The sequence below is a fragment of the Bordetella ansorpii genome (genome assembly GCF_900078705.1).
In the GTDB taxonomy this organism is placed as follows: Bacteria; Pseudomonadota; Gammaproteobacteria; order Burkholderiales; family Burkholderiaceae_B; genus Bordetella; species Bordetella ansorpii_A.
On record NZ_FKIF01000010.1, the window covers coordinates 390739 to 404384 of the forward strand.

The 13646-nt window shown below is 68.9% G+C and carries 11 protein-coding genes; 5 read left to right on the plus strand and 6 right to left on the minus strand.

Annotation, left to right across the window (positions count from 1 at the left end):
* Positions 1-4: 4 nt before the first annotated feature.
* Positions 5-466, minus strand: coding sequence for a GatB/YqeY domain-containing protein (locus A6745_RS26215; protein ID WP_066134092.1), 462 nt, complete (start codon positions 464-466; stop codon positions 5-7).
* A 181-nt stretch (positions 467-647) separates the two neighbouring features.
* Here A6745_RS26215 and hmpA point away from each other — a divergent pair, with 181 nt between their 5' ends.
* Complete coding sequence (gene hmpA, locus A6745_RS26220) at positions 648-1865, plus strand: NO-inducible flavohemoprotein (RefSeq protein ID WP_066134095.1); 1218 nt, start codon at positions 648-650, stop codon at positions 1863-1865.
* Between the two features lie 58 nt (positions 1866-1923).
* Positions 1924-2361, plus strand: a complete 438-nt coding sequence (locus tag A6745_RS26225) for an Rrf2 family transcriptional regulator (protein WP_066134097.1) — start codon at positions 1924-1926, stop codon at positions 2359-2361.
* A gap of 82 nt (positions 2362-2443) precedes the next feature.
* Here A6745_RS26225 and A6745_RS26230 read toward each other — a convergent pair whose 3' ends face one another.
* From A6745_RS26230 to imuA, 3 genes are read right to left on the minus strand one after another with little or no spacing between them, the layout of a single operon-like run.
* The gene (locus A6745_RS26230) at positions 2444-5626 is read right to left on the minus strand and encodes an error-prone DNA polymerase (RefSeq protein WP_066134099.1); all 3183 of its coding nucleotides are present in this window, start codon (positions 5624-5626) and stop codon (positions 2444-2446) included.
* 12 nt (positions 5627-5638) lie between these two features.
* Positions 5639-7276, minus strand: coding sequence for a Y-family DNA polymerase (locus tag A6745_RS26235; RefSeq protein ID WP_066134102.1), 1638 nt, complete (start codon positions 7274-7276; stop codon positions 5639-5641).
* Positions 7206-7898: a translesion DNA synthesis-associated protein ImuA gene (gene imuA, locus A6745_RS26240; protein WP_066134105.1), complete on the minus strand. Its 693-nt coding sequence runs from the start codon at positions 7896-7898 to the stop codon at positions 7206-7208. Before imuA ends, A6745_RS26235 begins: the two co-directional genes overlap by 71 nt.
* A gap of 257 nt (positions 7899-8155) precedes the next feature.
* Between imuA and A6745_RS26245 the strand changes: the two genes are divergently transcribed.
* From A6745_RS26245 to A6745_RS26255, 3 genes are all read left to right on the plus strand, one after another.
* Positions 8156-9250 (plus strand): methyl-accepting chemotaxis protein, encoded by a 1095-nt coding sequence (locus A6745_RS26245; RefSeq protein ID WP_269148928.1) that lies wholly within the window; start codon positions 8156-8158, stop codon positions 9248-9250.
* Positions 9251-9355: 105 nt separating this feature from the next.
* Positions 9356-10060 carry an esterase gene (gene ypfH, locus A6745_RS26250; protein ID WP_066134114.1) on the plus strand — a complete coding sequence of 235 codons (705 nt, stop codon included), beginning with the start codon at positions 9356-9358 and terminating at the stop codon, positions 10058-10060.
* Between the two features lie 181 nt (positions 10061-10241).
* Entirely contained in the window at positions 10242-11186 is a 945-nt protein-coding gene (locus tag A6745_RS26255) for an Rpn family recombination-promoting nuclease/putative transposase (RefSeq protein WP_066134117.1), read from the plus strand.
* A 66-nt stretch (positions 11187-11252) separates the two neighbouring features.
* Here A6745_RS26255 and A6745_RS26260 read toward each other — a convergent pair whose 3' ends face one another.
* Together A6745_RS26260 and A6745_RS26265 are read right to left on the minus strand one after the other, a co-directional pair.
* Positions 11253-12698: an efflux transporter outer membrane subunit gene (locus A6745_RS26260; RefSeq protein ID WP_066134119.1), complete on the minus strand. Its 1446-nt coding sequence runs from the start codon at positions 12696-12698 to the stop codon at positions 11253-11255.
* 20 nt (positions 12699-12718) lie between these two features.
* Complete coding sequence (locus A6745_RS26265; RefSeq protein ID WP_066134122.1) at positions 12719-13642, minus strand: efflux RND transporter periplasmic adaptor subunit; 924 nt, start codon at positions 13640-13642, stop codon at positions 12719-12721.
* Positions 13643-13646 lie beyond the last annotated feature (4 nt).

Sequence of the window (13646 nt, forward strand, 5' to 3'; positions counted from 1 at the left end):
GCAATCACGACAGGCGTGCCTTCAGTTGCGCGGACACGGCGGACATATCCGCGCGGCCGGCCAGTGCGGGCTTCAGGATCGCCATGGCCTTGCCCATCGCCGGCGCGCCGGTAACGCCTTGTGCGGTCACTTCGGCGATGGCCGCGTCGATGGCGGCGGAGACTTCCTCGGGGCTGGCGGCCTGGGGCAGGAACTCCTGCAGCACGGCCAGCTCGGCCTTTTCCTGCTCGGCCGTCTCGGTGCGGCCGGCCTGTTCGAAGGCGGCGATCGATTCGCGGCGCTGCTTGACCTGCTTTTCGATGATGGCCGTGATCTCGGCGTCGGCCAGATCGCGGCGCTCGTCCACTTCCTTCTGCTTCACGGCGGCCAGCAGGAAGCGCAGCGTGGTCAGGCGCGCGGTGTCCTTGGCGCGCATGGCGTCTTTGACGGAGTCGGACAGTCGGGTCTTGAGCGTGGCAGTGCTCATGGTGGAAATCCTGAAATGTTGCTGCAAAGCCGGTGTTTTAACCGCCGCATGGCCACGGCGGCAAGTTGGGGGACAGGCGGCGCCGGGCAGGGCCGGCATTCTCTTTCAAAGCGCCTTTAAAGATGTAGAATAAATACATCTTTAAAGGGCACATGCCCGCAACCATCCCCAGGAGTCCAGCATGCTCAGCGAAAACGTCCGTGCGCAGGTCAAGGCCACGGCGCCCGTTCTTCAGGTCCACGGCGAGGCGTTGACGCGCCATTTCTACCAACGCATGTTCCGCGGCAATCCCGAGCTGCGGCAGGTCTTCAACCAGGGGCACCAGCACAACGGCCAGCAGCAGCAGGCGCTGGCGATGGCGGTCGCGGCCTATGCGCAACACATCGACGATCCCTCGGCGCTGTTGCCGGTGCTGGAGCGCGTCGCGCACAAGCACGTCAGCCTGGGCATCCGGCGCGAGCACTACGACGTGGTGGGCCGGCACCTGCTGGCCTCCATCCGCGAGGTGCTGGGCGAGGCGGCCACCGACGAACTGATCGATGCGTGGGCACAGGCCTATGGCCAACTGGTGGAACTGATGGCGGGCATGGAGTCGTCGATGTATGCGGCCGCGGCGGCGCGCCAGGGCGGCTGGACCGGCTGGCGCGCCTTCCGCGTGGCGGGCAAGGTGCCCGAAAGCGCGGAGATCACCTCGTTCCACCTGGCCCCGGCCGATGGCGGCGACGTGCCGGGCTTCCTGCCGGGCCAATACGTCTCGGTGCGCGTGTTCGTGCCGGCGCTGGGCATCATGCAGCCGCGCCAGTACAGCCTGTCCGATGCGCCGGGCGGCAACCGGCTGCGCATCTCGGTCAAGCGCGAGGCCGCGGCCGGCGGCAGTCCGGCGGGCATGATCTCGAACCTGCTGCACGACCAGTTCGACGAGGGCGACATCCTGGACGTGGCGCCGCCGCAGGGCGAGTTCACGCTGGACCCCGAGGCGGCCACGCCGGTGGTGCTGATCAGCGGCGGGGTGGGGCTGACGCCGATGATGTCCATGCTGAACGCGGTGGCCTCGCGCGGCGACGGCCGCCTGGTGCGCTTCGTGCATGGCTGCCGCGATGCGTCGGTGCACGCCATGCGCGACCATGTGAACAGCCTGGCCGAACGCCTGCCCAACGTGCGCCACGTCGTGTTCTACGAACACGTGGGACCGGCCGACCGGCACGGGGTGGATTACCACCACGCGGGACGCATCGACCTGCGCGCCATCCAGGACCAGGTCGTGCTGCCCGACGCGGATTACTACCTGTGCGGCCCGCTGCCTTTCATGCAGGCGCAGCGCCGGGCGCTGGGCGAACTGGGCGTGCCGCCTCAGCGCATCCATGCCGAGGTGTTCGGCACCGGCGGCGTGGGCGCTTGAGCCTTCCGGCATCGGGGGGCGGTGTATTCTTGCCGCTCGCCCGCCCTCGAGTCCGCCCATGCAATTGAACCGATTCACCGACTTCGGCCTGCGCGTCATGATGTACCTGACGCAGTGCCGGGATCGCGATCGCCCCGTGACGATTCCCGAGATCGCCGAGCGATTCCAGATCTCGCGCAATCATCTGGTGAAGGTGGTGCATTTCCTGTCGCAGCAGGGCTGGGTGGCGGCGACGCGGGGCAAGGGCGGCGGGCTGGCGCTGGCGCGCCCGGCCGATACGTATCGCGTCGGCGAACTGGTGCGGGTCCTGGAGCACCAGGGGGCGCTGGTCGATTGCGCCGATCCGCCCTGTGCGCTGAACGGCGCCTGCCGGCTGGCGGGGGTTCTGAACGACGGGCTGCGCAATCTGTTCGAGACGCTGGACCGCCATACGCTGGCGGATCTGGTGCGCGCGCCGACCGAGGCGGCCATCATCCGGCTGCATCGGGCGGCGTAGGACCGGGCGGGATTGGCCCGCGTCCGGATCTGCGCCGTGTGCCTTGCCTTGCCTTGCCTGGCGCTGGCGGTGCGGTGTTCCGTCAATGGAAATTCCGGCTGCGCGCCGGCAGGTTCCCCAGCAATTCCGTCAGGTCCACCAGGCGCTGCGCCATCAGGTGCTGCACGCCGTCGCGCGATTGCCAGGTGCCGTAGATGCCCAGCAGGGTGGAACCCAGCAGTTCGCGGCGCTGGCGTTCCATCAATTCGGGCCGCACCACCGCGTTGACCGGGCCGGTCTCGTCCTCGAGAGTGACGAAGATGGTGCCCTTGGCCGTCTGCGGCCGTTGCCGCACGGTGACGATGCCGCAGGCGCGTGCCGGACGCCGGTCGGGATAGGTGTGCAGCACGCTGGCGGGCTGGAAGTTGCGGGCGGCCAGTTCCTCGCGCAGCAGGGCCACGGGATGGCGGCGCAGCGTCAGCCGCGCGCTGCGATAGTCGGCGGCGATGTCCTGGCCTTCGGAGGGTTCGGCCAACTGCGGCATGGTGGGTTCGGCCAGGGGCGCGGCGCGCAGCAGGTCGCGGCTGGGCACGGCGCCGGCGGCGGCCCAGCTGGCGTGGCGGCGGTGTCCGGCCAGCGTGCGCAACGCGTCGGCGGCGGCCAGGGCATCGAGTTCCTGGCGGCCCAGTTGGGCGCGCAGGGCAAGGTCCCGGGTGTCGGTGTAGGGGCGTTCGCCGCGGGCGTCGGCGATGCGGCGCGCGGCGGCTTCGTTCAGGCCCTGCACCAGGTTCATGCCCAGGCGCACGGCCGGGCGGCCGGCGCCGGGCAGGGGTTCCAGGGTGGCGTCGAAATCGCTGGCGGTGGCGTCGATGGGCAGGACTTCGACGCCGTGGCGGCGGGCGTCGTGCACCAGTTGCGCGGGGGCGTAGAACCCCATGGGCTGGGAGTTGAGCAGCGCGGCCAGGAAGGCCTCGGGCTCGTGGCATTTGATCCAGGAGCTGGCGTAGGCCAGCAGGGCGAAGCTGGCGGCGTGGCTTTCTGGGAAGCCGTATTCGCCGAAGCCTTGGATCTGGCGGAAAAGGGATTCGGCGAATTCCCGGGTGTAGTTGTTCTTCAGCAGGCCTTTGATCAGCTTGTCTTCGAAGGTATGAATGGTGCCGCTGCGCCGCCAAGCGGCCATCGAACGGCGCAGCTTGTCGGCTTCGCCGGGAGTGAAGCCGGCGGCCTTGATGGCGATCTGCATGACTTGCTCCTGGAAGATAGGAACGCCCTTGGTACGTTCCAGAACTTCCTCGACTTCAGGCCCGGGATAGGTGATCAATGCCGGATTCTTTCGGCGTTGCAGATACGGGTGCACCATGCCGCCCTGAATAGGCCCAGGCCGCACGATGGCTACTTGAACCACCAAATCGTAGTATTCCTGCGGCTGCAACCGCGGCAACATGCTCATCTGCGCGCGAGACTCGATCTGGAACACGCCGATGGTGTCGGCCTTGCAGATCATGTCGTAGGTGGGTTTGTCGCCTTCCGGAATATCCGCCAATCGCATCGGCTGAGGTAGATTCCTTCGCAAAGACACCAGTTCCAGCGCCCGCCGCAGCATGCTCAACATGCCCAGCGCCAGGATGTCCACCTTCAGCAGCCCGATCGTATCGAGATCGTCCTTGTCCCACTGCACCACGCTGCGGTCCGGCATGGCGGCATTCTCGATGGGCACCAGCCGTGACAACTGATCGCGAGCGATGACGAAGCCCCCGGGATGCTGCGACAGATGGCGCGGAAACCCCATCAACGTTTCCGCCAATTCGGCCCAATGCCGCGCCACGGGCGCCTCGGGATCCAGGCCGTTGGCCTGCAAGGTGCGCCGCAGGGCTTCCTTGCCGTCCCACCATTGATGCGCCCGCGCCACCGCGTCGATGATGACCGGGTCGACGCCCAATGCCTTGCCCGTATCGCGCAGCACGCTGCGTGGCCGGTAGCTGATGACCACCGCCGTCAGCGCCGCGCGGTGCCGGCCATATTTCCTGTAGATGTACTGGATGATCTCTTCGCGCCGCTGGTGCTCGAAGTCGACGTCGATGTCGGGCGGTTCGCCGCGTTCCTTGCTGATGAAGCGCTCGAACAGCACGCTGCTGCTTTCGGGCGACACGGCGGTGATGCCCAGGCAGTAGCACACGACCGAGTTGGCGGCCGAGCCGCGGCCCTGGCAGAGAATGCCGAGCCTGCGCGCTTCCTTCACCACGTCGTAGACCGTGAGGAAGTAGGCCTCGTACTGCATCTCCTCGATCAGTTTCAGTTCTTTCGTGATCTGCGTGCTGACCGATTCCGGTACCCCCCTGGGATAGCGCCGCTTCGCGCCCCGCAGCGTTTCACGCTTCAGGTACGAGGCGGGGTCATGCCCGCGCGGCACGATCTCGTCCGGATACTGGTAGCGCAACTCGTCCAGCGAGAAGCGGCAGCGCTGCATCACCGCCAGGGTCTGGGCCAGCGCCTCGGGCGGATACTGGTTGGCCAGCCGCAATCGCGAACGCAGGTGGCGTTCGGCGTTGGCGGCCAGGTCGTAGCCGCATTCGGCCACGGGCCGGCCCAGGCGGATGGCGGCCAGTGTGTCGTGCAAGGCCTTGCGCGAACGCACGTGCATCTGCACCTCACCCAGCGCCACCACGGACAGGCCCGTCTTGCTGGCGGCATGCGCGATGGCCGCGCGGTGCAGGTCGTCGCGCGCGTTGTGCAGCAACGTCAGGCCCAGCCAGGCGCGGTGCGGGAAGGTGCGCGCCAGCCAGCGCGCCTGCGTGGCGATGATGGCGGCGTCGGTGCCGTGCGGCGGCGCCAGGATGGCCAGGCAATCGGGCAGGCCGTGCAGGGCCTTGATGTCCTGGGTGCCGAGCTGGTACTCGCCCTTCGTGGTGCGCGTGCGCCCAAGGGTGATCAGTTCGCACAGGTTGCCATAGCCCACGCGGGTCTGCGCCAGCAGCACCAGCCGGATGTCGGCGGCGTCGGGGCCGGCCTGCAGGGTGAAGCTGGCGCCGATGATGAGCTGTATGCGCTGGTCGCTGCCCGCGTCCTTCGCGGCCTGGTTCTGATCCTTCGCTTCGGCATGCGCGCGCACCACGCCCGCCAGCGAGCATTCGTCGGTGATGGCCAGCGCGGCATACTGCCGCGCGAAGGCCTGCTCCACCAGTTCCTCGGGCTTGGAGGCGCCCACCAGGAACGAGAAATTGGACTGGCAGAACAGTTCGGCATAGGGGGGCAGTCCGCCTGCGGGGGCTTGGGAAAGGTCGGGCATGATGGCGGCGCCTCAGGCGTAACGCCCATGCAGAAACCAGCGCGCATCCAGCTTGTCGCGTTCGCGGTATACCCAATAGCGCGCCGAGCCGGCATCCTCGGCGACGAAGTAATCGCGTTGCGTGTCGCCGCCGTCCCACCATCCGCTTTCGATGCGTTCGGGGCCGCGCAGCAATTTCAGCGGCTGGCCCGCATAGACGGGATTGTCGCGGTCGACGCGCAACTCCATCGGCGGATCGCACAGCCAGAAGGGACGTTCCAGGCTGGGCGGCAATGCCGGCGTGCGTGGCTTGCCGCCCGCGGCCTGCGCGTCCTGCCAGGCATTGGCCTGCTCGGGCCGATGGTCGGCCCGAGGCCGTGCGAGCCGCACGCGTTGCGCGCCCAACCGCGCCGCCAGCAGATCCAGCAGGCGCGCATGGTCCGCCGGTTGCGTGGACGGATCGGGAAACAGCGTGGCGCTGGCGTCGGGGCGTTCGACGGTTTCGGGCGCGTGCAGCGTGACGGCGATGACGGGCGCCTGCAATTCGAGCCGGCCCAGCCGTTCGCGCAGCAGATCGATCAGGTGGCCGCCATGCCAGGCGGGCTGGGCCATGGCCAGCAGCAGCTCGGTGGGCGGCCGGGCATGGCGGCCGCGTTCGTGCGACAGCTCGAGCGTGATGCGCTGCACCGCGCGCTGATGCGCGGCCAGCCAGCCGCAGAGCTGGTCGGCCAGGCGGCGTGCCACGGCCAGCAGGGCGTCGGCCTGTTCCAGGTAGTCGGGCAGTTCGATGCGTTGGTGGAAGTCGGGTGGCGGCGTGATCCATTGATGCAGCTCGGGCACGGCGCCGTAGGCGGCGTCCAGGGCCTGGAGCATGGAACCGCAGCCGCGCCGTTGCAGCCCCGCCCGAGGCAGATGCCGCGCCTGGCCTAGCGTGTGGCACCCCAGGTCGTGCAGCCAGTCCAGGCGTTCGCGGGCTTGCGGCAGCAGAAGCACGGGCAACGCGTCCAGCCGGCGTTCCAGGCTGTCCTGGCGCAGCGCGACGCGCAAGATGGCAGGCCGCCGCGCGCGCCGGGACAGGGGCTCGCCGACGGCCTGCAACGGCTGGCCGCCCGTGGCGTGGGCCTTGCCGCGCATGGGGCGCGGCGATCCGTCGGGCGCCAGGTCGGCGGCCGGATCGGTGGGGGCGCCCGTGGCCACCTGCGCGCCGTGGCGCGCCGGCTGATGCGCCAGCAGCCACGCGCCCAGCGCGGTGGGCGCCAGCCCCAATGTGGCCTGCACCCCTTGCGCGGCCAGCGTGGCTGCCATCCGGCGCGCCAGCGCGCGCGGCCCGCCGAACAATTGCAGGCTGGCACCCACGTCCAGCAGCAGCGCCGAGGCGTCGGGCCTGGCCAGTTGCGGCGTGTATTGCAGCAAGGCAAAGGCCGCGCCTTGCAGTGCCTGCGCCTCGGCGGCCGGCTGCCGCTCGATCTGCTCGCATTGCGGCGCGATGGCGGACAGGCTGGCGCGGCGCATGCCCAGTTGCGCGCCGGCCCGCCGCGCTGCCGGCGTCAGCGCCGCCACGCGGGCCGCGTCGAGCACCGCGCAGCCCGCGCCGCCGTCGTCACGGAACCAGTACGGGCGTACGGCGTCCAACGGCAGGCTGTGCAGGAACACGGCGATCCAGAGGCGCATGGGGAACGGGCAGGGCGCCCGGCTCGAAAGGAATGAAAAACGGGGTGTCGGTGACGGGGCCGCGGCGCTTGAGCACACGCACCGACAGGCCGGCGCGCGCGCTGTCCAGCGCCAGCCGCAATGGCGCGGGCGAGGCCTGGCGCGCCGCCGCCGCCGGCCGCAGCGCGAAGAACAGCGTGTCGCTGCCCGCGGCGGCCAGGTGCAGGCGGCGCAGGGCCTCGTGGCGCGCGCGCGGCAGCCAGCACAGCAGCGCGCCGCAGGTGCCGTGCCGCAGGATCTGCTCGGCGGCCCACAGCGCGTCTTCGGGGGTGGCGGGGTCGACCCACAGCAGTTGCGCGGGGTCGAGCCGCCATTGGCTCCAGCAGGCGATGTGCGGCTCGTGGGGAGGCTGCACCAGCGCGATGGCCCGGGCGGCATCCAGCCGTGCCAGGGCGGGTTGCAGCAGGCGGACCTCGCCGATGCCGGGATGGGGTTGCAGCAGTTCGATCAGCGCGCCCTGCGGCCAGCCCCCGCCCGGCAACTGGCCGGACAGGGCGTCATGGCCGGTCGCCACGCAGCGCGCGGAACCTTGCGCCAGTTGCGTGGCGCGCCAGAGGGCAGGGTGGATGTGTTCGGGGCGCATCGATCAAAACCATGTTTACTGTACAAATATACAGTATTTCGGCTGGAATTGGCGCCAACCGCTGGCCCCCGGCCCGTGGCCCGGCCTGGCGCGCCCCATCGTCTGGCCTGGTTGCCCCATTGTGGTGCCGTTGCCTCGTCCTGGGCGGCGCTGCGCCGGCATTCTTCTTGTTCGCGTCACCCGCATGAAATACAGCGCGTGGCGGCGCTTTTTTTATGCGGCAAGTTGGCACGCATCGTGCTTGAGCAGATTCAAGACTGTCTCCTCGTTCAACTCGTTGCCGTTCGAAAGGAGTAAGCAGCATGGCGCATCATCCCGAAATGATTGTCGAACTGTCCCGCCGCGTCGAGAAAATCTCCAACGAGAAGATCTCGAACATCGTCGACATCAATCAGCAGGCCAAATACCTTTCCCTGAATGCCCGCATCGAGGCCGCCCGCTCGGGCGAGGCCGGCCGAGGTTTTGCCGTGGTGGCCAACCAGGTGCAGCAGGTGTCCGAGCAGATCACCCACATCGCCGACGCGCTCAAGCTGGAGCTGGCCGGCTCCATCGCCGACCTGATCCGGCTGGGCGAGAATACGTTGCAGGAGATCCGCGGCTACGAAGGCCGCCGGCTGGGCGACCTGGCGCTGAACATGGTCGAGACCATGGACCGCAATCTGTACGAACGCTCGTGCGACGTGCGCTGGTGGGCCACCGATTCGTCGCTGGTCGAGCTGCTGCAGGCCCCCGACGAGCAGGCCGCGCGCCACGCCTGCGAACGTCTGGCCGTGATCCTGGACAGCTACACCGTGTACCTGGACCTGTGGGTGGCCGATGCCCAGGGCCGCGTGCTGGCCACGGGACGCCCCGGCCGCTACGCCAAGGCGCTGGGCACGACGGTGTCGCAGGAAGAGTGGTTCCGGCGAGGCATGGCCACGCAGGACGGCGGCGACTACGCGGCGCTGGACATCCGCCCCGAGCCCTTGCTGGAAGGCGCCCAGGTGGCCGCGTACAGCACCGCCATCCGCGAGGGCGCCCAGCGCGACGGCAGGCCAGTGGGCGTGCTGGGCATCTTCTTCGATTGGGCCAGGCAGGCCGAGACGGTGGTGCGCTCGGTGGGCCTGAGCGACGAGGAGTGGTCGCGCACGCGCTGCATGCTGGTCGACAGCCGCCAGCGCGTGATCGCCGCGTCCGATGGCGCGGACCTGCGCGAACGCTACGTGCTGCTGAACACGGACGGGCAGGCGCGCGGCTTCTATCCCGCTTCGGACCGCCTGGTGGGTTATGCGCTGACGCCGGGCTACGAAACCTACCCGGGACTGGGCTGGTACGGCGTCATCGAACAGCAGCCGCGCCGCTTCTTCGAATGACCCTGTACCCGGCGACGCCTTGGGGGCGGGGCTACCGAGGCGCGGACTAGAATGGATCATCTGCGCCGGGATTCCGGCGCATCCCGTTTTTGGAGTCTCCCCAGCATGCCCGCTTCCAATTCCATCGAATTCTGGCCCAATCCCGGCACCGAGGTCCGGCAACTGTTCGTGCTGCTGCACGGCGTGGGCGATACGCCGGACGGCCTGGAGTCCCTGGGGCTGGCGCTGCGCGCGGCGTTTCCCACGTCGGTGGTGCGCATCCCCGAAGGGTTCGAGGCCTTCGACGGCAGCGCGCGGGGACGCCAGTGGTTCTCGGTGCGCGGCGTCACCGAAGAGAACCGCCCCGAGCGCGTGGCCCAGGCCCTGCCGGCTCTGGTCGAGTACGTGCAGGCGGCCCAGCGCAGCCTGAAGCTCAAGTCCTCGGACACCGCGCTGGTGGGCTTTTCGCAAGGCGCCATCATGGCACTGGAGGCCGTGCAGGCCGAACCCCGGCTGGCGGGACGCGTGCTGGCGTTCTCCGGCCGCTATGCGCAACTGCCGACCGCCGCGCCGCCGTACACCACGATCCACCTGCTGCACGGCGCCGACGACCCCGTGATGCCCGTGGCCCAGATCCAGGCCGCGCAGGCCCGGCTGGCCGAATTGAAGGGCGATTCGACCATCGACATCGCCTCGCGCGTCGGACACGAACTGCATCCGGCGCTGGTGCAGCGCGCCATCCACCGCCTGCAGACCTGCGTGCCCCTGCACAGCTGGGCCGCGGCCATGCAGATGGACCCGGTGCCGCCGGAAGGCACGACGATGCATTGAAGGGGGGATGGCACCACGGGGTCGACTCGCGGCGAAAGCGTCCAGGCGGGCGTGCGGGATTCCCAGCGTCCGGCAGGACATTCCTGTCTCAAGAGACAAATCCGCCCAATGTCGGAAAAGGCAGGTCGCCGCTAGAGTGCTTCCGGACATCTCGTCCTCCGATTCCAGGAAGCCCATTCCCTTGACGCCTTCTTTCTCCCTCGGCAGGCCCCGCCGCCCGAGCCTGTCGAACGACATCGTCTTCAAGGCCTTGTTCAGCGGCCATCCCCACCTGCTGTCCGACCTGATCGATGCCATACGCCAGCCAGCCAGCCCGACGGTGGGGCTGCACATCCTGCCTCCCGACCTCTTGCCCGATACGCCGCAGGACAAACTCGCCTTGGTGGACATCCGCGCGCAGGATGCGCAAGGCCGACAATACATCATAGAAATGCAGCGCTACGGGCAGCGGCACTGGCCTGCCCGTAACCTGTACTACCTGGCACAAGCGCTGGTCACGCAGTTGCGTCGGGGAGCCGACTACGACATCCTGCGGCCCGTCGTCGGCATCAGTCTGATGGGGCAGAACTTGTACCCCAGATGGTCGGATCAGTCTGATTGGCGGTTCACCTTGCGAGATGCCGGACGTCCTACCCTAGAATTTTCGGACAGCCTGCAGCTCTATGTCGTCGAACTCGACAAACCCGAGTCGCTGGCTGCTTCACCTTCTGCCCTGAAAGCGTGGGCCAGTTGCCTGCGCGATAGCCAAGACGAGGCACTTATGAACGCCCTGACCCATCCCCCCGTGATCGAGGCCTTGCGGATACTCGATGAGATGTCGCTCAAAGACGAGAACTTTCGCTGGCAACTGCTGGCCCGCGACATAGCGGAGTTCGACCACAATACCCGTATGAAGCACGCTCGCGAGGATGCGCATGCGGAAGGCCATGCAGAAGGCCATGCGGAAGGCCATGCGGAAGGCCATGCGGAAGGCCAGGCCGCCATGCTCGAACTGATGATCGCTCACCGGTTCGGCGCCGTGCCCGACGGCATCCGGTCCCGCCTGCGTACTGCGGATGCGCGTCAGATCGAGTCGTGGGCGCGTGATGTCCTGGTGGCTGCCAGGCTGGAAGACGTCTTTCGGTAAGCGGCCGATCGCCCGTCGATCCGGGCCGCTGTGGGCATATCGATCTCCCGGTCAACCGTCCGGTATTCAACCCCCCGTCTTTTCCTGCGTATTCTGCCACCCTCCACCCAGCGCCAGGAAGACCGCCACCTGATCGCTGGCCAAGGTCGCGCGCGAGGCGGCCAGGGCGCTTTCCGAACCGGCCAGCGTACGCTCGGCATCCAGCACCGTCAGGTAATCCGTCTTGCCCGCATGGAACAACCGGCGCGCCTGGTCCGCCGCCGTGGCGCTCTGGTCACGCGCGGCCTGCAGCGCGGCATCGCGATCCAACTGGCGCGCATACGACACCAGCGCGCTCTCGGTCTCGCGCAGGGCGGTCAGCACCGTCGAATCGAACTTGGCCAGCGTGCCGCGCGTGGCCGCTTCCGCCTGCGCGATACGGGCCTGCGCCGCGCCGGTATCCGGAACCGTCCATGAAATCAGCGGCCCCAGGCTCCAGCTGAACGTGCCCCGGTCGCCAAGCATCGACATCGGCCCGACCGAACCGCCGTTCAGTCCCAGCGTGATCTTGGGATACAGGTCCGCCGTGGCCACGCCGATGCGCGCCGTGGCCGCCGCCAGCGCCCGTTCGGCCTGGCGCACGTCGGGCCGGCGGCGCAGCAGCGCGGCGCCGTCGCCCACCGGGATGGCCTGGGCAAGTCGCGGCGGCTGCTCGCACGACAGCAGCGTCTGCGGCATCTCGCCGGGCGCACGGCCCGTCAGCGCGGCCAGTTGATACAGCGCCGTGCGTTGCCGCGCCTGGAAAGGCGGCACTTCGGCGCGCAACTGATCCAGCTGGGCGCGCGAGCGCGAAACATCCAGGGCGGTGCCGCGGCCCGCCCGTTGCAGGCGCTGCACGGCGTCCGCGGACTGCCGCTGCACGTCCACGGAATGCTTGGCCGACGCCAGTTGCATGCCCGCCGAACACATGTCGGCGTAAGCCTGCGCCGTTGCGGCCACCACGGTGACGCGCGCGGCGTCATAGGCGGCCTGCGCGGCCTGCGTATCGGCATCCGCGGCCTCGATGGCGCGGCGGATCTGGCCGAACAGGTCCAGCTGATACGACACGCCCGCCGTCCCGGAGTAACCGAAGCGGTTGCGCGGCACGGAGTCCGGCTGCAGCACGGACACGCCGGAACTATGCCCATACGACGGCGATGCGCTGACGCTGACGCCCGGCCGTTCCTGCGAACGCGCCTCGTCGGACACGGCCTCGGCACGCGCCAGATTGGCCGCTGCCTGGCGCAGGTCGGTATTGGCGTCCAGGGCCTGGCGCACCAACGCATCCAGTCGAGGATCCTGGTACAGCCGCCACCAATCTCCCGGCGGCTCGTCCTGGCCGAACAGCCTGGCGTCGCCCTGCGCGAACGGCGCGTTGGCGGCCGGCTTGCGCACCGCGGCCTGGTCCGGCAGCGAGTAGTCGGGACCCACGGCGGCGCAGCCGGCAAGCGCCAGGGCCAGGGTCAGGGGGAGAAGCAAACGGCGGGTAGTCATGGCGGTACGGCTTTGAACGATTACGAACGCGTGGAGGCCGCCGGATTCGCATCGGCGGACCTGGCATCCTCGACCGACACGGTGGCCGTCTGGCCGGCCACCAGGCGCACGCCCTGGGGCACGCTGTCGATCTTCACGCGCACGGGGATGCGCTGCGCCAGTCGCACCCAGTTGAAGGTGGGATTCACGTTGGGCAGCAGGTTGGCGCTGGTGCTGCGGTCGCGGTCGGCGATGCCCATGGCGATGCTCTGCACGTGGCCGGTGATGCGGCGGTCCTCGCCCATCAGGATCACGCTGACCGCGTCGCCTTCGTGGATGCGCGGCAGCTTGGTTTCCTCGAAGTAGCCTTCGACATAGAACGAGTTGGCATCCACCAGCGCCATCACGCCGCGGCCCGCGGTGGCGTACGAGCCCACGCGCAGGTCCAGGTTGGTGATGCGGCCATCGGTGGTGGCCAGCACGCGGCTGCGCTCCAGGTTCAGGCGGGCGATGTCCAGTTGCACCTCGGCCTGGGCCAGGTCGGCTTCGCTTTGCTGCAGCTTGGTCTGGCTTTGCTCCACCAGTTCGGCGGCCACCAACTGGCCCAGCGCGCGGTTGCGCTTCACGTCGCGCTGCGCCTGCGTCTGCGCCACCTGGCGGGCAGCCACGGCAGCCTTGGCCTGGTCGTACGCCAGCTGGAAGCGCGCGCGGTCGATCTCGAACAGCACGTCGCCCTTGTGCACGTCCTGGTTGTCCTGGACGGGCACGGCGGTGACCAGGCCGGACACGTCCGGCGCGACCTGCACCACGTAGGCCTTGACGCGGCCATCGCGCGTCCAGGGTTCGATTTCGTAATGGGCCCAGAGCTGCCAGCCCGCATAGGCGGCGGCCGCGACGACCGCGACCGTGACCGCGAAGCGTCCGAGGGCGGCGGGGCGAAGCATGTCGGGAAGTTTGCGACTCATGATG

Coding starts and splice junctions, on each gene's coding strand:
- A6745_RS26260 (WP_066134119.1), bottom strand. CDS start 12,698: ATGACTACCCGCCGTTTGCTTCTCCCCCTGACCCTGGCCCTGGCGCTT.
- A6745_RS26215 (WP_066134092.1), bottom strand. CDS start 466: ATGAGCACTGCCACGCTCAAGACCCGACTGTCCGACTCCGTCAAAGAC.
- hmpA (WP_066134095.1), top strand. CDS start 648: ATGCTCAGCGAAAACGTCCGTGCGCAGGTCAAGGCCACGGCGCCCGTT.
- A6745_RS26230 (WP_066134099.1), bottom strand. CDS start 5,626: ATGCCCGACCTTTCCCAAGCCCCCGCAGGCGGACTGCCCCCCTATGCC.
- ypfH (WP_066134114.1), top strand. CDS start 9,356: ATGCCCGCTTCCAATTCCATCGAATTCTGGCCCAATCCCGGCACCGAG.
- A6745_RS26265 (WP_066134122.1), bottom strand. CDS start 13,642: ATGAGTCGCAAACTTCCCGACATGCTTCGCCCCGCCGCCCTCGGACGC.
- imuA (WP_066134105.1), bottom strand. CDS start 7,898: ATGCGCCCCGAACACATCCACCCTGCCCTCTGGCGCGCCACGCAACTG.
- A6745_RS26235 (WP_066134102.1), bottom strand. CDS start 7,276: ATGCGCCTCTGGATCGCCGTGTTCCTGCACAGCCTGCCGTTGGACGCC.
- A6745_RS26225 (WP_066134097.1), top strand. CDS start 1,924: ATGCAATTGAACCGATTCACCGACTTCGGCCTGCGCGTCATGATGTAC.